At 64.7% G+C, this 19,365-nt stretch carries 20 protein-coding genes; 16 read left to right on the top strand and 4 right to left on the bottom strand.

Annotation, left to right across the window (positions count from 1 at the left end):
* The first annotated feature begins 12 nt into the window (after nt 1–12).
* On the top strand, nt 13–975 hold the full coding sequence (gene cas7g, locus AACI_RS13125) for a type I-G CRISPR-associated RAMP protein Csb1/Cas7g (protein WP_012811884.1): 963 nt from the start codon (nt 13–15) through the stop codon (nt 973–975).
* 29 nt (nt 976–1,004) lie between these two features.
* The gene (csb2, locus tag AACI_RS13120) at nt 1,005–2,594 is read left to right on the top strand and encodes a type I-G CRISPR-associated protein Csb2 (protein ID WP_245530627.1); all 1,590 of its coding nucleotides are present in this window, start codon (nt 1,005–1,007) and stop codon (nt 2,592–2,594) included.
* 88 nt (nt 2,595–2,682) lie between these two features.
* Here the strand turns inward: csb2 (AACI_RS13120) and AACI_RS13115 are convergent, their stop codons facing one another.
* The gene (locus AACI_RS13115; protein WP_012811882.1) at nt 2,683–3,468 is read right to left on the bottom strand and encodes a sulfite exporter TauE/SafE family protein; all 786 of its coding nucleotides are present in this window, start codon (nt 3,466–3,468) and stop codon (nt 2,683–2,685) included.
* A gap of 185 nt (nt 3,469–3,653) precedes the next feature.
* Between AACI_RS13115 and AACI_RS13110 the strand changes: the two genes are divergently transcribed.
* The 6 genes from AACI_RS13110 (at nt 3,654) to AACI_RS13085 (ending at nt 7,551) form a co-directional block, all read left to right on the top strand.
* Nucleotides 3,654–3,962: a rhodanese-like domain-containing protein gene (locus AACI_RS13110; RefSeq protein ID WP_012811881.1), complete on the top strand. Its 309-nt coding sequence runs from the start codon at nt 3,654–3,656 to the stop codon at nt 3,960–3,962.
* Nucleotides 3,963–4,018: 56 nt separating this feature from the next.
* Complete coding sequence (locus tag AACI_RS13105; RefSeq protein WP_012811880.1) at nt 4,019–4,414, top strand: DsrE/DsrF/DrsH-like family protein; 396 nt, start codon at nt 4,019–4,021, stop codon at nt 4,412–4,414.
* Nucleotides 4,415–4,590: 176 nt separating this feature from the next.
* Nucleotides 4,591–5,196: a sulfurtransferase TusA family protein gene (locus tag AACI_RS13100; protein WP_012811879.1), complete on the top strand. Its 606-nt coding sequence runs from the start codon at nt 4,591–4,593 to the stop codon at nt 5,194–5,196.
* Nucleotides 5,193–6,332, top strand: a complete 1,140-nt coding sequence (locus AACI_RS13095; protein WP_012811878.1) for an MBL fold metallo-hydrolase — start codon at nt 5,193–5,195, stop codon at nt 6,330–6,332. The genes AACI_RS13100 and AACI_RS13095 overlap by 4 nt, the downstream gene beginning before the upstream one ends.
* Before the next feature lie 101 nt (nt 6,333–6,433).
* Nucleotides 6,434–7,234 (top strand): sulfite exporter TauE/SafE family protein, encoded by an 801-nt coding sequence (locus AACI_RS13090; RefSeq protein ID WP_012811877.1) that lies wholly within the window; start codon nt 6,434–6,436, stop codon nt 7,232–7,234.
* 56 nt (nt 7,235–7,290) lie between these two features.
* A complete protein-coding gene (locus AACI_RS13085; RefSeq protein ID WP_008339346.1) occupies nt 7,291–7,551 on the top strand; it encodes a metal-sensitive transcriptional regulator in 261 nt (86 codons plus the stop codon).
* Here AACI_RS13085 and AACI_RS13080 read toward each other — a convergent pair.
* Entirely contained in the window at nt 7,535–8,353 is an 819-nt protein-coding gene (locus AACI_RS13080) for an acyl-CoA thioesterase (protein ID WP_012811876.1), read from the bottom strand. The two genes, AACI_RS13085 and AACI_RS13080, sit on opposite strands and share 17 nt — an antisense overlap.
* Nucleotides 8,354–8,732: 379 nt before the next feature.
* On the opposite strand from AACI_RS13080, the gene csb2 (AACI_RS13075) reads away from it, so the two are divergent.
* The 6 genes from csb2 (AACI_RS13075) to AACI_RS13050 all read left to right on the top strand — a co-directional run bounded on the left by csb2 (AACI_RS13075) (nt 8,733) and on the right by AACI_RS13050 (nt 14,257).
* Nucleotides 8,733–10,265, top strand: a complete 1,533-nt coding sequence (gene csb2, locus AACI_RS13075) for a type I-G CRISPR-associated protein Csb2 (protein WP_012811875.1) — start codon at nt 8,733–8,735, stop codon at nt 10,263–10,265.
* 113 nt (nt 10,266–10,378) lie between these two features.
* The gene (locus tag AACI_RS13070; protein ID WP_012811874.1) at nt 10,379–11,770 is read left to right on the top strand and encodes a hypothetical protein; all 1,392 of its coding nucleotides are present in this window, start codon (nt 10,379–10,381) and stop codon (nt 11,768–11,770) included.
* 127 nt (nt 11,771–11,897) lie between these two features.
* Nucleotides 11,898–12,095: a hypothetical protein gene (locus tag AACI_RS13065; protein WP_008339338.1), complete on the top strand. Its 198-nt coding sequence runs from the start codon at nt 11,898–11,900 to the stop codon at nt 12,093–12,095.
* Nucleotides 12,096–12,363: 268 nt separating this feature from the next.
* On the top strand, nt 12,364–12,897 hold the full coding sequence (locus AACI_RS13060) for an RNA polymerase sigma factor (protein WP_008339337.1): 534 nt from the start codon (nt 12,364–12,366) through the stop codon (nt 12,895–12,897).
* Nucleotides 12,897–13,406, top strand: coding sequence for an anti-sigma factor family protein (locus AACI_RS13055; protein ID WP_012811873.1), 510 nt, complete (start codon nt 12,897–12,899; stop codon nt 13,404–13,406). Before AACI_RS13060 ends, AACI_RS13055 begins: the two co-directional genes overlap by 1 nt.
* A complete protein-coding gene (locus tag AACI_RS13050) occupies nt 13,403–14,257 on the top strand; it encodes a hypothetical protein (protein WP_012811872.1) in 855 nt (284 codons plus the stop codon). The genes AACI_RS13055 and AACI_RS13050 overlap by 4 nt, the downstream gene beginning before the upstream one ends.
* 83 nt (nt 14,258–14,340) lie before the next feature.
* Here the strand turns inward: AACI_RS13050 and AACI_RS13045 are convergent, their stop codons facing one another.
* Nucleotides 14,341–14,997, bottom strand: coding sequence for an undecaprenyl-diphosphatase (locus AACI_RS13045; RefSeq protein ID WP_245530807.1), 657 nt, complete (start codon nt 14,995–14,997; stop codon nt 14,341–14,343).
* 178 nt (nt 14,998–15,175) lie between these two features.
* Here AACI_RS13045 and AACI_RS13040 point away from each other — a divergent pair, with 178 nt between their 5' ends.
* Nucleotides 15,176–17,524: a glycoside hydrolase family 3 N-terminal domain-containing protein gene (locus tag AACI_RS13040; protein ID WP_012811870.1), complete on the top strand. Its 2,349-nt coding sequence runs from the start codon at nt 15,176–15,178 to the stop codon at nt 17,522–17,524.
* A gap of 128 nt (nt 17,525–17,652) precedes the next feature.
* Complete coding sequence (locus tag AACI_RS13035) at nt 17,653–18,849, top strand: ROK family transcriptional regulator (protein ID WP_245530626.1); 1,197 nt, start codon at nt 17,653–17,655, stop codon at nt 18,847–18,849.
* 31 nt (nt 18,850–18,880) lie between these two features.
* Here AACI_RS13035 and AACI_RS13030 read toward each other — a convergent pair whose 3' ends face one another.
* On the bottom strand, nt 18,881–19,102 hold the full coding sequence (locus tag AACI_RS13030; RefSeq protein WP_012811868.1) for a hypothetical protein: 222 nt from the start codon (nt 19,100–19,102) through the stop codon (nt 18,881–18,883).
* Between the last annotated feature and the right edge of the window lie 263 nt (nt 19,103–19,365).

Below are 19,365 nucleotides of genomic sequence, written 5' to 3'. Positions count from 1 at the left end.
GGGGTTTTGTCCATGACCATCTCGCTTGAATACCTCAACACCGCACCGCGCTTGCTTCTCCGGGCTGAGCTCACGCCCATCGCCGGCACGCGTTTTCAACCCACGGGTTTTCCCGATCTCGGCGCAGCCGAGTACGATCACCCCAGCGAGCCATATCGCATGCTCCTCGTCGAGTCGCCGCAAAGTATGGCCAATCGCATGGAGAAAGTGTGCTGGGATGACGCGGCCAACGACTGGCGCGCGCCCCTGAAAGGTCTGCCGCGCGTCGACGTGTACGATCAACATGGGGAGTTTCTCACGAATTCCGTCCTCGAGGCGCATCGACTGAACTCACCGTATATTCTTGAGGGCAAGGATACGACGGTGGCTCAACTTCTAAAGCGGGAACTCGGCATTCAGGGCGAGTCCCTGCCGGTGGATGTGCCCAAACTTGCGCGCACCGTCTTCAAGTACGATCCAAACTCCGTCCTCCACGGGCTGTTTCTCGCCAAGAAGGAACTTGCAGGAGGCCGGCTCCGCCTCACGCGCATGTTGTCCGGCTTTATTGAGGCTGAGGATGCCCGCGTGGCGCCAAGCGGCGGTGTCAAGAACGATCGGGTCGATCCCACGGGTCCCACCAATCAAGGTTTCGGCAACGTGCCGTTCCATCGCGACGAGTACGTGGCCCGTCGCATTCACGCCTACTTCGTGCTGGACCTTGCGCTGCTCCGCTCGTATGGGCTTGGTGCCACGGCGGAAACGTTCGTCATCCTCTTTGCCCTTTACAAGATTCGGCACTTCCTGGATGAAGGGCTCCGCCTGCGCACGGCTTGTGATTTCGACGTCAAGCAGGTGGAAGTGCTTCGGCCGACCGGGTTTCAACTACCGACCGCGGACGAGATCGACCGAGAACTTCCCGGACTCATCGAGCGTCTGCGCGCCGAGGGGCTATTGGCGGCGGAAAATCTGCGCGTGCGCTATGACGTCAAGTCGTGATCGCGACACCGCACAAGGGAAGTGGCCACGTGGTTGGGATTGAGTTTCGTTTTCTAGCGGGGAAGTTCCACGCCACGCCGTGGGGGCGCCACGCCAACGAGGCGGATGTCGAGTGGCCCCCCTCTCCATGGCGCATTCTGCGGGCGCTCATCGGTGTGTACCACCGCTACAGCCTGTTTGCGCGCTACGACGAGAGCGCCGTGCGGCGTTTGATTGAGGGGCTGGCGGCGGACCGGCCCATGTATACGCTGCCTGGCGCCGTGCATACGCACACGAAGCACTTCATGCCCATCGCGGGCGGGAAGACGACCCTCATCCACGACGCGTTTTTGCGCGTAGCCCCGGACCGGCCGCTTGGCGTGTACTGGCCAAAGGCGCACCTCGACGGCGAAGCGCGCGCGTTGCTGAGCGATATTGTCGCGCTCATGCCCTATCTGGGCCGCGCGGAAAGCTGGGTCGAGGCGCGTGTCGTCGACGAGTTGCCCGGCGGGTGGGACGCCATGCCCGTCGAGGTGGCTGAGGCCAGCGAACTGCTCGAGCGCGCGGAGGGCGAGATTGTGGATCTCTTAGCGCCCGTGACGCCGAGCGAGTGGCCTCGCGTGCGCAGCCAGTGGCCGACGGGAGGCCGCAAATCGGGCCTCGCCAGCGTGAACCATCTCCTCGATGCCTTGCGCCTGGGCACGGACGTCATCGAGAAGGAGCGACTCAATGTGCCGGTCGGTGCCACACATCTCACGTACGTCCGCCGCAAGATGGATCTCCGGCCGGTCCCTGCGCGTCGCACGGATGTGCTGTCGTTTCCAGCCAATGTGGCGCGCTTTCGCCTTGTGAGCAAGGTGCCAACGCGGATCATCTACGCGCTCGACGTGGGCGAGGTGATGCATACGGCGCTCGTCTGGATGGCCGCCAGAGCAGGTCTCGTGACGCCTTCCATCACCGGGCGGGATCCTGAGACGCGAGGCCCTCTGCGAGGCGATCACCGACATGTGTTCATTCTCCCGGTCGACGAGGACCTCGACGGATATCTCGATCACGTCCTCGTCTATCAGCGCGAGCCATTCGGCCCGGAGCTGTTGAATGTCCTCCAAACGTTGCAGCGGTTGAAGACGCCGGACTGGTGGCCGGGGCGAGAGCGCCGCTGGCAGCTGTACCTCGAGGGAATGTGGCTCGTTCCGGCGGGCTCCGTCCCGCGGGGAGAGGCGGGGCAAGGTGTGCCGGACGCCTATGTACGGCCGTCGCGCGTCTTCACCTCCATCACGCCGTATTTGCATCCCTGGCATTGGAAACGAGGTGGCGCAAAGTTTGGGCCGGCGGATCAGATTCGAGAGGAGCTCCGCCGGCGGGGCTTTCCGGAACCGGTGTCCGTTGAAGCGCGCTCCCACATCCGCCTGGGTGAATTGCCGTACGACGCGCGCAAGTTTCGCAAGGTGCGCTATGGCGTGCGCCAGGACATCCCGGCGCGGACGGGAGGTCTGTGGCGGATTGAATTTGCCGAGCCCGTGTACGGACCCATCGCGCTTGGCGCCAATTGTCATTTTGGCATGGGGCTGTTTTACGGCGGAGAACTGGACAGCGTGGGCGTCGTGAACGAGGGTCAGACGAGCGAAGAAGGCGGCTGAGCGGATCGGTCGCGGGGGCGCTCCTCTCACGGAGGTGGCGCCCTTCGCCTCGCCCAGCCCATCATCCGCCTCCGCAGGGCCGGCCCTTTCACCACCCTAGCACCGTCATCCAGATGCGCACACACGTCGCGGCGATGAGACCCGCCAGCAGCCAGCGCAGCCACCGCGCATGGACCCGCCGCCCCAACCGGACCCCGAGCGGCGCACCGACGGCGCTTGCCCAGGCCAGCACAAGCGCCGGGCCCCACATCACCTCGTGAGCTGCCCACTTTCCCACGAAGCCGCCCAGCGAGGCGACGAACGTGACAGCAATCGACGATGCAATGGCGACGCGCGTCGGGATCCGCAGAACGCCGAGGAGGATCGGCATCAGCAGAAACGCGCCCGCGGAACCCACGACGCCGGAAAACAGGCCAACAAGCGCCCCGAGCCCTGCCGCGAGTGGGCGCGGATAGGCGATCTCGTCCACGCCGCCGCGCAGTTCGTCCGATGCGGACGGTCGCAGCATGATGAGCGTCGCCGCCGTCGCCAGCACGGCGTAGACGAGGTTCACGACGCTCTCCGTGTAGAAGTGCGCCATGTAGGCGCCCACGAAGCTTCCGGCGAGCATGGCGAGGCCCATGTCGGCGATAAGACGGGGGTGGAGATATCCCGATTTTCGGTACGCCCACATGGCCGCGAACGACGCGCACAGCACCTGCACCGAACTGATACCAGCCACCTGATGCGCGGTGAATGCGCCCACGCCGAGGAGCGGGGGCAGATACAGGAGCAGGGGATACTTGACGATGGCGCCTCCGACGCCCACCATGCCGGCCAGCACCGATCCCGCGAAGCCAATCGCGAGAAGCGTGACGAACATCTCCCAATTCACGCGCTTCACCTCTTCTTGTCCGTCGGATGATACAAGCTATGCGCGCGATCGTCGGAATATACCTAAGGGGGTATGTTGACAGGTGCTCAGGTCGCGTTTATACTATACCCCGTACCGTACATGAGAAGGTCGTCGCTGGATGCGGCGGTGAAGGAAGCGTACGATAGGACGAGGAGGTGAAGAGCATGAGCCAAGTGCGCGGAATGCTTGCTCAGGATCTGGAGGAGCGATTGAAGCGCGGGGAAAAGTTGCAGATTATCGACGTGCGCGAACCCGAAGAAGTGGCTGCGGGGATGATCCCTGGCGCGAAGAACATCCCGCTCAGCCAGTTGCAGGAGCGGTTTCGGGAGATTGATCCGCACCAGGAGACCGTCATGGTCTGCCGGAGCGGAAACCGCAGCGAGCGCGCATGCCAGTTCCTGATGGCCCAGGGGTACTCGAATCTGTGGAACCTGATGGGCGGCATGCTCGGCTGGCGCGGGCCGGTTCAGTGAGGGCCATCCGCCGCTCGCTGAGATCATCACGTGCATTTCATGTGGGGAGGAACATCATGTCGAAGAAAGTCGCCATCATCGCATCGAACGGCGGCCTCGAAACGGCCTACAAAGTGCTGAACATCGCCATGGCGGGTGTTGCCACGGACGCCGAGGTTGCCATCTTCTTCACCTTCGAAGGTCTGAACATCATCCACAAAAACTCGGCGCAACTGCTGAAATTTAAGCCGGAGAACGAACCGTTTGCAGAGAACTTCAAGAAGCACAACGTGCCATCCATCCAGGAGATGCTTCAGATGGCCAAGGAGAGCGGCGTCCGGCTCATCGCCTGCCAGATGACCGTCGACGTGATGGGCCTCAAGCCCGAGGATTTCATCGACGGCGTCGAGTTCGCGGGGGCGGTCAACTTCCTCGATTTCGCGTACGACGCGGACGTCACCGTGACCTTCTAAACGTGCTTTGTCCCATGTGCACCGCCGCGGCCCGCGCCGCACGCGCGGGCGGCTCGCGCGGCTTGGATTCAGCTCTCTCCTTCTATCCTTTTGAAGGTTCGCACACGACGCACACCAGTTTCGGCGGGCGATGGCATAGAGAATCCACACAACACTGCTAGGAGGCTGAACAGCTGATGAGTTCTACAGGGCAGACGCAGGCGTACACCGTCGACAAGCTGATTGACTGCAAAGGGCTTTCGTGCCCCATGCCGATGGTCCGCACCAAGAAGGCCATCGACGAGATGGAGGCCGGCCAGGTGCTTGAGGTGCTGGCGACCGATCCCGGCTCCGTCGCGGACATCCGCAGCTGGGCGACGCGAACGGGCCATCAGTACCTTGGCACGGTGGAGAAGGATGGGGTGTTTCGCCACTACATCCGCAAAGCCGCGCCGGACGAGGCGAAGCCCGAGAAGAAATACCCACACGTGGCGTCGAATGAGGAGCTCGCCGAGCGCGTGTCGAAGGGCGACGCGGTCGTGATCGACGTGCGCGAGCCCATGGAATACGCGTTTGGCCACATCCCGGGGGCCATCCTCGTGCCGCTCGGATCGCTCGAAGCCCGCATCGACGAGCTGAAGTCGTACGAGGGCAAGGACATCTACGTGGTGTGCCGCACGGGCAATCGCAGCGACATGGCCTGCCAGATTCTCGCCGATCACGGCTTTACGCGCGTGAAAAACGTCGTGCCTGGCATGGCGGAGTGGAACGGGCCTGTGGAACAGTCGGAGGTGGAGGAATGATGGAGCTGACGTTGACGGCTTGGACCCCAGCGGAAGTGTACGATCGCATCCTTCGCCGCGAACCGTTCTTCCTCCTCGACGTGCGCAACGAGGACGCATTCGCGGACTGGCGCATCGAGGGGGACGGGATCGAGGCGATGAACGTGCCGTACTTCGATCTGTTGGACGGCGTGGATCATCTCGTCCCGAAGCTGCCCAAGGACAAGGACATCCTCGTTGTGTGCGCGAAAGAGGGCTCGTCCAAGTTTGTCGCGGAGGAGCTCGTGAAGGCGGGGCTCCATCGCGTCGCGTATCTGCAGGGCGGCATGCGCGCTTGGAGCGAGTACCTGCACCCGGTGAAGGTGGGCGACGTCGCAGGAGGCGCGCTGTACCAGTTCTTGCGGGTCGGCAAGGGATGCCTGTCGTACGCCGTCGTCTCGAACGGCGAGATGGCCGTGGTCGATCCGGCGCGGTTCGTGGACGTGTACCTGCAGTTCGCAAAGGAGCAAGGCGCGAAGCTTGTTGCCGTGATCGACACGCATTTGCACGCGGACCACATCTCGGGCGGGCGCGCGTTGGCAGAGGCAGCTGGAGCCGCGTATTATCTGCCGCCGGGGGATGCCAGCGAGGTGACGTACGCGTACCATCCGCTGAACGACGGTGATGAAATCCGCATTGGCGACAGCCGGATCGCCATCCGGGCGCTGCACTCGCCGGGGCACACGCCGGGCAGCACGTCGCTCGTGGTGGATGGGCAGTACCTGTTGAGCGGAGACATTCTGTTTGTGGGCTCCATCGGCCGCCCGGATCTCGCGGGGCGCGCGAAGGAGTTCGCGCCAGATTTGCGGCGGACGCTGTACGAGACGTATCGCAAACTTCCCGGCCATCTCGTCGTGCTCCCGGCGCACTACGCGTGGGCGTCCGAGGTGAATGAGCAAGGCTGCGTGTGCGCCACGTTGTCGGAGCTCTACGAGAAGAACCCAGGCCTTCAGATCCAGGACGAGGGCGAATTCTTCACGACGGTGACGGAGAACTTGCCGCCGCAGCCGAACGCGTATCAGCAGATCCGGATGGCGAACATGGGCAAGCTGACGCCGAACCCGGACGAGGCGAGCGAGATGGAGATTGGCCCGAACCGCTGCGCGGTGCACGGCTGAGCGTGGCAAGCGTCTCACGGGGCTTTTGTGCCCGGATCAATACCCAGACCTGTATGGGTATTGATCCGGGCGGAGAACTTCGATTTTGAGGGGGAAGCTCGATGGTCGCGCTGAGTGGCTTACAGATTGTGCTTGCCATCGCATGTGGCGGGGTCGTCGGGTTCACGCTGGGCCTCATCGGCGGCGGCGGGTCCATTCTCGCCGTCCCCTTGCTCCTCTACGTGGTGGGCATTCACAACGCCCACATCGTCATCGGGACGACCGCGCTCGCGGTGGCGGTCAACGCGTGGATCAACCTGATCCCGCACTGGCGGCACGGCCACGTGCGATGGAAGCCCGCCATTCTCTTTGCCATCCCAGGCGCCATCGGGGCGGTGGTGGGCTCCATCTTCGGCAAGATGCTCGACGGGAAGGCGCTTCTGTTCTTGTTCGCCCTTCTGATCCTCGTCATCGCGGTTCGTACGCTCATTCAGGCGAGGCGCGGAAACGGGAAGCCTGCGGCCGCGGATCCGATGGGATCGTTCCGATGGGGGCGGGTGCTCGCCACGGGCGGCGGTACAGGACTGTTGTCTGGGTTCTTTGGCATCGGCGGCGGATTTTTGATTGTCCCAGGCCTCATGTTTGCCACGGGGATGGAGATGATCGACGCCATCGGGAGTTCGCTCGTGTCGGTGGGGCTCTTCGGTGTCACCACGGCCGTGTCGTACGCGGCATCGGGACTTGTGGCGTGGAACGTGTTTCTGCTGTACGTGCTCGGCGGGATCGCCGGAGGGTTTTTCGGTACGCTCGTCTCGTCGAAATTGGGCAACCGAAAGTCGCTGTTGCAGACCATCTTCGGCTCGATCCTCGTGCTTGTTGCACTTTACATGTTGTACGATAACATCAGTATCTTGATCCACTGAGGGCGGCTTACGCGAGGCCGCCCATCCGACATTGTGGCGACAAAGGTGGGATTCCTATGGAATACAACGATCAGATGAAGAACCGCCTGAAGCGCATCGAAGGGCAGGTGCGCGGCGTCATCGGCATGATGGAACAGGGCAAGAGCTGTAAAGAGGTCGTGAACCAGCTCACGGCCATCCGCACGGCGGTCGATCGCGTCATCATGTACGTCGTCGGCGAAAACATGGAGCAGTGCATCCGCGAAGAGCTGGCGGGCAAGGGCTCCGCGGAGCACGTCATCCAAGAGGCCATCGAGCTGCTCATGAAGAGCCGCTGACGGGGGCCTTCATGTACACGAGCTGCGTCGTGGTCGCCAAGAGGTCGCCGTCCTGCGACCACACTTCGCCGATTTGGTCGAAGTAGCCGTGGGAAAAGCCGGTGGCGCGGGCGACGCCGAGCAGCTCGTTTGTGCCTTGGCGGAAAATGGTCTCCGGGTCGGCGAGAAAGTACACCGTGAACGTCACGGTGCCGATGGGAACGGGCCGCTTCAGCTTCACGTAGACGCGCGGCACGAACGTGTCGCAGAGCGCGGCGAGCGCGGCGTGATCGAGCGGGCGCGGCGGATCGTCGCGCATCCACTGGTAGGTGGTGGCGTCCTGAACCTCGTCGAACGCCGAGCCTCGGATGAGGCGAACGTGGTACCACTGCATCCACGGGAGCGGTGCGGGCGCGACGAATCTCGGCACGTCGGCTGGCGGCGGCACGTCGGGCATGACGGCCTCGGTGTGCGACCAGGATTCGCGCCGGATGCCGAACACGGCAGTGGCGGTGGTGACCACTTCGCCGTCCTGCATCATGGTCAGCGTGAAGTGCTGCGTCGAGCGGTTTGTGCGGACGGGCACCGCTTCGATGACGAACGGCGCCACCTTGGCGGGCGCCGCGAAGTTCACCGTCAGCGCGAGCGGTTGGCCAAGGCGTTCGGGATGGGACATGGCGGCTTTGAGCATGGTGGCCGCGGTGATGCCGCCAAACGGCCCCACCATGTTGTAGTATTCGGCCTTGACCTGTCCGTGAAACTGCCGGCCGTCAAACGAAAGGGCTGTGGCGTCGTCGAATGCGTGTGTCACAAGTTGAGACATGAGATCCTCCTCGGAGGGTGGCGGATGATTGATTCGCATATGAAATAGCATAACAAATGAAAAATGAGCAGGAAAGCGCAACCGTCCCTAGGGATCCGTCGTCGAATGGACCAAAATTGAACGATGGTGGCCCGCTGAAGACCTTGACGCCCAATCCCAGGAAGACTACGATGGGTGCGTCAGGCTGTCCTTCGGAGCATCGAGCGCAGGACCCCCTTGTCTTCCATCCCAGGATGGCCCCAGCTTTTGGCGTCCGCCGGATGCTCGATTTCCCATCAAGGTTTCTGAGAATTGGGAAATAAATGGGAGATCCGCGTCGCCTTCGCTCCACGCTCGCGCCATCCCCATGCGCGAATCATGCAGAGAGGGAAGTGGCACCGTGATCGGCATCGCTTTCCGTTTTGCCGCAGGCGCGCACCCCGTGCCTTTCGACAAGCCCTTGGAATCGGAAATGGAATGGCCCCCTTCGCCGTGGCGGCTCTTGCGCGCGCTCGTCGCCACCGCCACCCGCATGCGCCTTCACTCGCCAAGTCTCGGCGGCGCGCTTCACGCTCTCGTGGAAGCGCTCTCGCTCGAGCCGCCGATCTACACGCTCCCTTCTGGCGTCGAGATCTTGCATCAGGACCCGGTAGGTCACGCACCGCGCGTTATCCTGCGCGTCCCTCGTCCGTCCGTCCTCTGCGTGTCTTGGCCTCATCTTTCCCTTCGGCGGGATGAACTGGAGATCCTGGAGCGCATCCTGGCGGAATTTCCATCCGCATGGTCGGCCGCGGAATGGCTCCGTTGCCACGTGCTGCACGACTCGCCGGATCGAGTGAACGCGCGCCCGGTCTCTGCAACCGAAACGGGCGAACGGCGGGACGAGCGCCGGGTTCTCGTGCAGTGGCTTTGTCCGCTGCCTTCGCACGTGTGGGCGAACGCTTCCGCGAGCGGCTCATCCGCCGCTCGAAGACCTGCCAACCTGTTCGACGCCCTGGCACAAGGCGATGGCGTCGTGCCTTCGCCTGCTGCGCATCGAGTGACCTATGCCGTGGAGGGACTTGCGGCGCGGGGGCCGCGGAGGTCAAGGCGCTCGTATCGCCAGTTGGTGGCTCGGGAACATGTGAACGCCGCCCGATACGCCATCGCGACCGCGAGTCGCCCTCGCGTCACCGACGCCCTAGACATCTCAGAGGTGTTCCACCAGTCCATTCTGAGCCGTTACGACGATCGCGAGGAGCCGGCTCCGCTCATCATCACGGGGCATGAGCCGAATGAGCCGGGGGCCGTCAGCCGCCGGGGCCATCAGCACGTGTTCGTGCTGCCCGAGGATCTCGATCACGACGGCCTCCTGGATCACGTGCTCATCTACGCGCAGGAGCCGTTTCCCGAGGGCGTCATTGCCGCGCTCGAGCGCATCCGCACGCTCGTCACGCCGGATTGGTGGCCGGGCCCGAAGCGCAGGTGGCGCGTCTCGCTCGAAGATCTGTGGCGCGTCCCGAGGGTCGGCGAGGCTCCGGCGCCGATGCCTGAAGATCACCTGATTGGGCCCGCGCGCATCTTCGTTTCCATCACGCCCTACCTTCACCCGTGGCACGCGAAGCACGGCGGTGCCAAGTTCGGGCCGGTCGAACAGATTCGCAAGGAACTGAAGCTCCGCGGGCTGCCGGAACCCGTGGCCATCACCCCGCTCGCGGCGGCGCATGTCGCGGGACAGCCGGTGCCGGCGCACAAATTCCGCCGGCTGCGCTACGGAAAGCGGCAGAACATCCCTGGGCGGTGGGGCTCGTTCTGGCGTCTGAAGTTTGCGGAACCGGTGTACGGCCCCATCGCGCTCGGCGCCAACTGTCACTTCGGCATGGGCTTGTTCGCGGCGGATGTGGACGAGGCGGATCGCGCCTACAGCGCGACCGAGGACGCGGAGATGACGTAACAAGGGGCATGGCAGTGTTGTGGGTGACATTTCCTGATTCTCCTGCAACCTGCGCGTCGTAGGCCACATAGCCGCCCCTTCCTCCGGGAACACGAGGGGGAGGAGGTGGTTGCATGCTGATCAGGTGGGTTCGCCTGCTTGCAATCACGGGCATGGCCATCGGGGCGGCGGCCGTGACCCTGCCGGCCGCGGTTCGCGCGGGCGAGGGGCCGCGCGCCGTTCGGGGCGTGCACCCGGCGGCGGTCGAGTGGCAGTCGGCTTCCGCCGCGCCGACGGTCTACGGTTTGCGCCGGTTTCCGTATCCGTATCGGGCTATGCTGGCGCTCTCGTCGGATGCGGACAGTCAGACGCTGCGCAAGTTCAACCTCGTGCACCGATTCATCAACACGACCGAAGCGACGTCCCTCGGCAAGGGGCTCGGGCTCGACTACGCCGACTCGTTTTTTGTGTATACCGCGAATGACCAGCGCCATATCGTGGACGAGATCGGGCGCGTTCCGCTCCAACGCGAGCTCTCGTACTTCCGCGGCACGAGCCAGTCGCCCTACGGCGCCCAGGCCATTCACGCGTATATCCGCGACGGCTGGATCGACACCCTGCATACCTACGGCGACTTCAGCCAAGTCAACCAGCAGGCGACGCATTTCCGGCGCCAACTCGCCGCGAAAGCCGTCGCCGCGCTGAAAGCAAACGGCGACTTCGTCGACGTGTGGACGGATCACGGCAATCGATCGAACGTCGACAACTTCGGCGCGCGAGGCCGCGGGCGGTTCTACGCGTACCAGCAAGGCGATCTGCCGGGATCGCCCTACTACCACACGGATCTGACGATTCCTTATGGCATCCGATTTGTTTGGCCGGACATCTCGAGCAACGTGTTCTCGCGCCCGTCGGTGGTGTTTCCGCTGCGCCTCGCGGATGGGCGGCGCGTGTGGGGATTTTGGCGCTACACGAACGAGCGCTACACGTCGAAGGGCGCGGTCGTGTGGAACTGGACCCCGTACGGGCTCGACGAGCAGCTCTCCGAAGCGCACCTGGCCAGGCTCGAGGCGGACGGCGGATTCGCGGTGGTTGCACAGCACCTGTGCGGAACGCCGTACCCAGGCGTCCTGCCGAAGGACGCCGTGGCGGCGCTCGAGCGCCTCGCTCGCCACGAGCGAAGCGGCAGACTGCTTGTGGCGCGCACCAGCCGCCTGCTCCACTACAACGTCGTCCGCGATCACCTGCGCTACGACGTGACCCACGCCTTCGGCCGCACGTATATCCACATTCGCGCTGTGGACGATCCCGTCTTTGGCCGCCACGCCCCCACGCTCGACGAGGTGCGCGGGATCACGTTTTACACGCAGAACCCCCGTCGCACCGTGCTGGAACTCGGCGACCGCCCCATCGATCCCGCCATGGTCGTGCACAATCCCTCTGACGGGATTCACCCGTCCATCGGGATCCGCTGGTATCCGCGCGACACGGCCGATCACGCCATCGATGTCCCGGGCGTGTCCTAGGCGTTCGTCAGACGGAAGTTTTCGCTGGATGGCTTCATCCGGGACACGCGCCGCGCCAGGAAGGTCGGCGGCCCAGTATCCTGTAGTATCCCGCGAATACTCAGGGTCGAAAGGGAGGATGCAGGTCATGATGAAGCCATGCCCGCCGATTGTATGTCCGCCGATCTACGAGTACAACGACTGCTACGTTTGCCGGGAGGTGCCCATCATCCAGCCCGTGGTGCGGGTGAATCGCCAATTCATCGTGAACGTCCCGCGCTACGTCATGCAGCCCGAGACGAAGAACGTGACGGTCGATCCCGGCTGCCCGGGGGGCAACTGCTGAGTCGCAAGCGGCCGAAGATGCGCGCACAAGCTCAGTGAATCGGCTGTTCCGCCACGCGCGGAGCGGCCGATTTTTGCTTTCCAGCTTCTTGTACGTCGTGGGCGCGGGTACAATGGAGGCGAGAGGGGCGTGCGGCTTTCGCGAGGCCCATCCTTTCGTTGAACCGCGGCTCGGTGGGAGGCGTCTATCATGCGGATCGCTGCGGCTGAGTCCATGGCGCGCCTGGCTTGGGGGCGGACCGACGCTCGCCGACGGAGGTGATGCCCGTTTGGAACAAGCGGACCTCGAACTGATACGCCGAGCGCGGCACGGTGATCCGCAGGCGATCGAAACCATCGTGCGCAATTATCAGTCCTTTGTATATCGAACCGCCTATGGCATCCTGCAGAACGCCGCGGACGCCGAAGATGCGACGCAGGAAGCGTTCATCCGCGCGTTTCGCTCGCTCGGACGGCTTCGCGAGGACCGCACGTTTCCGACGTGGCTCGCGCGCATTGCGGTCCGCATCTCGCTTGACATGGTGCAGGCCAAGGCGCGCCGCGCGCAGGATCCCACCGAGGAGATTCACGGTTCCGTCGCCGGGGGTGAGGACGCCGCCTCGCTCCGCATAGACCTTGAGCGCGCACTGGCCAAGCTCAGTCCTGAGCACCGCACCGTGATCGTTCTGCGAGCGTTTCACGGGCTGGAGTACGACGAGATCGCCGAAGTGCTCGACATCCCCATCGGCACGGTGCGATCCCGGCTGCACCACGCGCGCATGCAGTTGCGCATGTATCTGAGCGGCGAGAGGGGTGATAGCTGATGCAATCCTGTGAGTTCGTGGAGCCCATGTTGTCCGCGTACCTGGACGGCGAGCTCGCGAAAGACGACAAGGCCCGCGTGGAGGCGCATCTCGCAGTCTGCGCGCGCTGCCAGGGTCTCGTCGACGCCATGCGGGCCGATGATCGCGCGCTTTTGTCGTGGGCGCAAACGCTCAGCGCGCCGGCCGACATGCCGATGCGCGTCCTCAACGCCCTCGGCCTGTCGCGCCAAGAGGTGCAGTCGCGCCGACTCGCCTACGTGTACTTCGCGAGCCTGGCTGTGGGGGTGGCGCTCGTCCTCGCCGCTGTGAGCCTGCCTGCCGCGTCTGCGGCGGCGATTCTGTTTCATTTCGCGCTGGCCGTGGTCCGCGCGCTGTTTGCGTTGCCCTGGTCCGTGCACGCCGAGTGGCTCGTGGTGTTGGGCGCCTTGAGCCTCGTCATCCTCGTGCTGTCGCTCACCTGCCTGCGGCGGGCGCTTCACTGGACGAGAAGCGAGGTCGTCTGGCGATGACGCGGGCCAAGCGAAGCCTGGCCGCGGCCATCGGCGGCCTCATGCTGGTCGCCGCCGCGCCTGCCGTCGCGCAGGCGTCCGTCGTCTCGAATCAAGGGCTCATCCGAACGAGCGCGACCGACGTGTTGCCCGGCCAGTCGGTCGGGGATATCATCGTGGTCGGCCACGACCTGACCATCGGCGGGACGGCCGATCACGTCCTCGTCGTGAACGGCAACGTGGATCTTCTTCCCACCGCCCGCGTGGACACCGTCATCGATCTCGGCGGCGAAGTGCGCACGCTGCCCGGCGCGACGGTGCGCAAGCTGCTCCACGCGACACTCGGCAACCCGTTCTGGAGCGGCGCCATCGTCGCGGGTCTCGGCGCGCTCGTCGCCTGGATGGGTCTCTTCGCCGCCGGGATTGTCCTGACCGCCCTTCTCACCGTCATCGCGGCGGCCTTGCGCGAGAGCATTGAAGTGCCCCTCGCCGAGCTCGAGAAGTCCGCGCGCCGGGCAGGGCTGAGCGGCGTGTTTGTCACCCTCGCCGTGCTCGCGCTCTCTGGCCTTCTCGCGGCGACCCTCGTTGGCATTCCGGTGGCGGCGCTGTGCCTCGCGCTGTATGCGATTGGCGCCCTCGTCGGCCTCGCCGTCGTGTCGGTCTGGATTGGCCGGATGATCATCGGGCGGGATCGCGCGCGAGAGGTGTGGAAGGCGGCGCTCGCCGGCGTGAGTTTCATCGTCGCGTTTTCGAGCATTCCCATCATCGGGCAGATTTTGTTTCTGGTCCTGTGGCTGGCCGGCGTTGGCGTGACCGCCGAGTGGCTGTGGCGCTGGCGTCACCGCAGAAAGGGCCATCGCGCCCCAACCTGACCCCAAGGACGTGAAAGAGCCCTTCCGGCAGAGTCGGAAGGGCTTTTCAAGTCAACGTTTCAACGGGGAGCGGGCCCTGCGTCTCAGCCGCGCGAGGTGCGCCCGGCGCGCTGCGCTTCTTCCGTGGCTTTTCCGTAGCCGAACGGCTTCGCCACGAGCCGCGTGATGGGCATGATGCGCGATGCGAGCGGACGAACCACCGCGCTCGCCACGAGTCCCACGGCCATTCCGCCGATCACGTCGGTCGGGTAGTGCACGCCGACGAACACGCGCGCGAACATCACGAGCACCGCAATGACCGTGAAAGGCACCGAGATCCACCTCGGCGTGCGCCCCCACGAGCCTCCGGCAAACCCCCACGATCCGGCGCTGTGATCGCTTGGAAACGAGGCGTCTGCGGGATGCGGGATGAGTTGCATGTACGTGCCCTTGGGCAAGACGACGAATGGGCGCGGGCGAAACCATAGAAAGTGCGAGATGACGACGTTCAACACGAGGGCAAGCACGCCGGACAACCCGGCTACCGCCAGCTGGTTTCGGCTCCGAAGATCCTCTTTCGGCAGGGCGAACCAATACGCGATGAACAGCGCCGCGTACAGCTCGAGCGCGTCCTTCGCGAAGAAGATCATGACGTCGTCGAGTAGCTTGTTCTTGCCCGCCAGGCCGTTGACGAGGTGGTACACGTGCACGTCGAACGGGTTCAACAGCGCCGCATGAATCACGCGATCACTCCTCTCCATCACCGTGGGCATGGACCGGTGAGGGGCGGGAAGAGTTCACGGGCGGACGAGATCGGCCGAAAAATCCTATTGCGGCAACCAAATCGTTTTAGTAATTTGGTGATCAAGACAAACGAATCGATGAAAGCGTTTGAATGTGAAGGCGGCGTCAGCGCCTGATGAGCAGAGGAGGCTTCCCGTGACACCCGTGTATCTCGATCCCGCACAGTCCATTGAAGCGCGCGTCGACGCGCTCCTGGCCGATATGACGCTTGAAGAAAAGGTCGCTCAACTCACGTCCATCTGGGCGTTCGAAGTCCTGGATGAGCTCGAGTTCTCCGCCGAGAAGGCCGCCGCCGTGCTCGGGCAGGGCATCGGACAGGTGACCCGAATTGGCGGCGCCACCAATCTGGACCCGCCGGATGTGGCCCGCCTCGCCAACCAGATTCAGCGCTACCTGCGCGATCACACGCGCCTCGGCATTCCGGCGCTGATCCACGAGGAGTCGTGCAGCGGCTACATGGCCAAGGGCGCCACCTGCTTTCCGCAAACCATTGGCATCGCGAGCACGTGGGATGTCGATCTCGCCCGCCGTATTGGCGCCATCATCCGCGATCAGATGCGGGCCGTCGGGGCGCGCCAGGCGCTCGCCCCGCTCCTGGATGTGGCACGAGATCCGCGCTGGGGCCGGGTGGAGGAGACGTTCGGCGAAGATCCGTACCTCGTGGCGCAGATGGGCATCGCGTACGTCCGCGGGCTGCAGGGAGACGACCTGAGCCAGGGCGTGATGGCGACGGGCAAGCACTTCGTGGGCTACGGGGCGTCCGAGGGCGGCATGAACTGGGCGCCGGCGCACATCCCGGAGCGCGAGCTGCGCGAGGTGTACCTGTTCCCGTTCGAGGCGGCGGTGCGCGAGGCGGGGCTCGGCGCCATCATGCCGGGGTACCACGAGCTCGACGGCGTGCCCTGCCACGACAATCCAGGGCTTTTGCGCGAGACCCTCCGCGGGCGCTGGGGCTTTCAGGGGCTCGTGGTGTCGGACTATTTCGCCGTGAATCAGCTGTTCGAATATCATCAGGTGGCCCGGGACAAGGCGGAGGCCGCGGCGCTCGCCGTGCGCGCCGGGGTGGACGTGGAGCTGCCGACGCGCGACGTGTACGGCAAGCCGCTCATCGAGGCCGTTGCACGAGGGCTCGTCAGCCCGGCCGAGATCGACGAACTCGTGCGCCGGGTGCTCACGTGGAAGTTCCGGCTCGGCCTCTTCGATCACCCGTTTGTCGACGAGGGCGCGGCCATCGCCGTCTTCGACAACGCGGAGCAGCGTCAGGTGGCGCGGGAGGCGGCGGAGAAGTCGATGGTCCTCCTCAAAAACGACGGGCTTCTGCCCCTCGCGCCCCGCGGCACCATCGCCGTGATCGGCCCAAACGCGCACACGACGCGCAATTTGGTAGGCGATTACGCCTACCCGTGCCACATCGAGTCGCTCCTCGAGCAGTCCGAGGACAACGTGTTTCAGACCCCGCTTCCGAGCGGCGTGAAACACGTGGACGAGTTCATCCTCATGCGGACCATCCTCGAGGCCATCCGCCATCGCGTCGGGTCGGAGGCGCAGGTCGTCTACGCGAAGGGGTGCGACATCCTCGGCGGTGAGGATGCGGAGCTCGAGGAGGCGGTGGCGCTTGCCGCGAAGGCGGACGTGGCGGTTGTGGTGGTGGGCGATCGCGCCGGGCTCACGGACGCGTGCACGACAGGGGAATCGCGAGACAGAGCCACGCTCTCGCTCATCGGGCGGCAGGAGGAACTCGTGCGGCGCGTAATCGCCACGGGCACGAAGACGGTCGTGGTGCTCGTGAGCGGGCGGCCGCTCGCCATCCCGGACATCGCGGAGCGGGCGAACGCCGTTCTCGAGGCGTGGCTGCCGGGCGAGGAAGGCGCGGAGGCGGTGGCCGCGGTCCTGTTTGGCGACGTGAATCCGTCCGGGAAGCTGCCCATCACGATTCCGCGCAGCGTGGGCCAGGTGCCAATTTACTACGGGCACAAGCCGTCGGGCGGCCGCTCGCACTGGAAGGGCGCGTATGTGGACGAGAGCAATCTGCCGCTCTATCCGTTTGGGCACGGGCTGTCCTACACGGCGTTCGCGTACCGGGATCTGGCGCTGTCTCCGAGCGTCCTGGGCGTGCACGGCGAGGTCGAGGTGTCGTGCGTGATCGAAAACGTCGGGGCTCGCGCGGGCGAAGAGGTGGTGCAACTGTACGCACGCGACGTGGCGGCGGACGTGACGCGGCCGGTGAAGGCGCTCTGCGGCTTTGCGCGGGTGGCGCTCGCGCCGGGAGAGAAGGCGCGAGTGCGGTTCCGGGTTTCAGCGCACCAGTTCGGCTTCTACAACCGGGAGATGCGGTATGTCGTGGAGCCGGGCGAGATCGAGTTCATGGTGGGGGCGTCGTCCGAGGACATCCGCCTGCGCGGGGCGGTGCGGATGGACGGCGCGGTGACGGAGATCGAGCACGAGAAGGTATACCAGAGCGCGGTGGACGTCGAGCGGATGTGATGATGTCAAGAGGGGCGCTCCGCATTCGTCTGCGGGGCGCCCCAATTTGCGCTTTCGGGCAGTCAAATGAGGTACAATGAAACCGAGTATCACGGGTGCGATCCATCATCACGCAGGGGAGACTCGTCTTGGAGAAAACGGCAGATCAGGCGCTGATGAAGGAGATCAACAAGTCGATTGTCTTAAACCGCATTCGCTTCCACAGCCCCATTTCGCGAAGCCAGATTTCGAGCGAGACGGGCCTGAACAAAGCGACGGTGTCCGCGCTCACGGACGAGCTGATTCGCGACGGCCTGGTGCTGGAGGTGGGGCAGGGGAGATCGCGCGTGGGGCGGCGGCCCATCATGCTGTTGTTCAATGCCAGCGCGGGCAGCGTGATTGGCGTCGAGCTCGGCGTGGAGTACGTCCGCGTGGCCATTACCGACTTCGCCGCGCGGGCGCTCAGCGTGCGTGAGGAGCCGCTGCCGAGGAACCTGGGCGCCGAAGAGGTGCTCGAGCGGCTTCGCGCCTCGATTGCGCAGGCGCTCGCCGAGGCGCCGGAGAGCCGCTACGGGGTCATCGGCATCGGCGTCGGCGTGCCGGGGCTCGTCGATTTCGCGCGCGGGGTGGTTCTGCGCGCGCCGCACATCAAGTGGGAGAACATCCCGCTCAAGGCCATGATGGAGAGCTGGTTCGGCAAGCCCGTCCTCGTCGACAACGAGGCCAACGCGGGTGCGCTCGGCGAGAAGCTGTACGGGGCGGCGACGCACGTGTCGAGCCTGGTGTACATCAGCGCGGGGACGGGCATCGGGACCGGGATTGTCATCGGGGACGAGCTCATCCGGGGCGCCGATGGCGTGGCCGGCGAATTCGGCCATATGAGCATCGACTTGCACGGGGAAACCTGCCCGTGCGGCAACGTGGGTTGCTGGGAACTGTACGCCTCGGAGCGGGCGCTCGTCGCCGCCTACGCCAAGCTGACAGGCGAGGAGCTGGACTTCGACGGGGTGCTTGCCCGGTTTCGAGCGTCCGATCCGGCCGCGCTCCAGGCCTTTCAAACCGTCGGGCGGTACCTCGGCGCAGGTGCGGTCAATCTTGTGAATGGCCTCAACCCGGCCATGATGATCCTCGGCAATCGGCTGGCCGAGGGCGGGCGCATGGTGACGGACGCCATGCAGCAGGCCATTCTATCCAGGTGCCTCGTGAGCTCTTACGCCAAGGTGGTGGTGCAGGTCTCCGCGCTCGGGCGGGACGCGTGCGCCATTGGATCGGCAGCGCTCGTCCTGCACGACTTCTTCGCAGGCCCGCGCGCCAGGGTGACGTCCCGTGCAACCATCGGCAGATGAGGCCGCGCCCGCCGCGCGGCCCGATGGGTTTTCACGGCCCGTACGGACTGTTTCGGTGGGTGGAAGGCCGACCGGCGGACGGGGCGTTCTGTGAGCGGTCGAACAGCCGCTCCACCGCGTTGAACATGGCATCCCGGCTTTGCGGAATGCACAAGAGCGTGGCGCCGAGGCCGACGCCAATGCCCCCAATGACGGGCCATCCCCAGTGGTTTTCCTCTTGGCGGGCCATGAGCGTTCGATGACGTCGAGACATCGTCAACCACCTCGCGGTTAACGTGCCTCATGGCTCGCAAATCCATGCGGTTTTGCCGTGCCACATTTCCTCGGTACGCACCGGCGCCATCGCCGGCGCAACTGGAGACTTGTTCGCGCACATCTTCCCCAAATGGGCACACTGCACAGAGAGTCGTGCGGTGAGATTGTGTCCAAGCACCGAACATTGTCGAACTTGGTCGAGGTTTTACGGAAACTTAACAAAACCATCACGACATCTTTACGCGAATCCTGTAGTTTCTT

Source organism: Alicyclobacillus acidocaldarius subsp. acidocaldarius DSM 446, assembly GCF_000024285.1.
Taxonomy (GTDB): domain Bacteria; phylum Bacillota; class Bacilli; order Alicyclobacillales; family Alicyclobacillaceae; genus Alicyclobacillus; species Alicyclobacillus acidocaldarius.
Note: the sequence above shows the minus strand (reverse complement) of the source record. Positions and strands in the feature narration are given on the sequence as shown.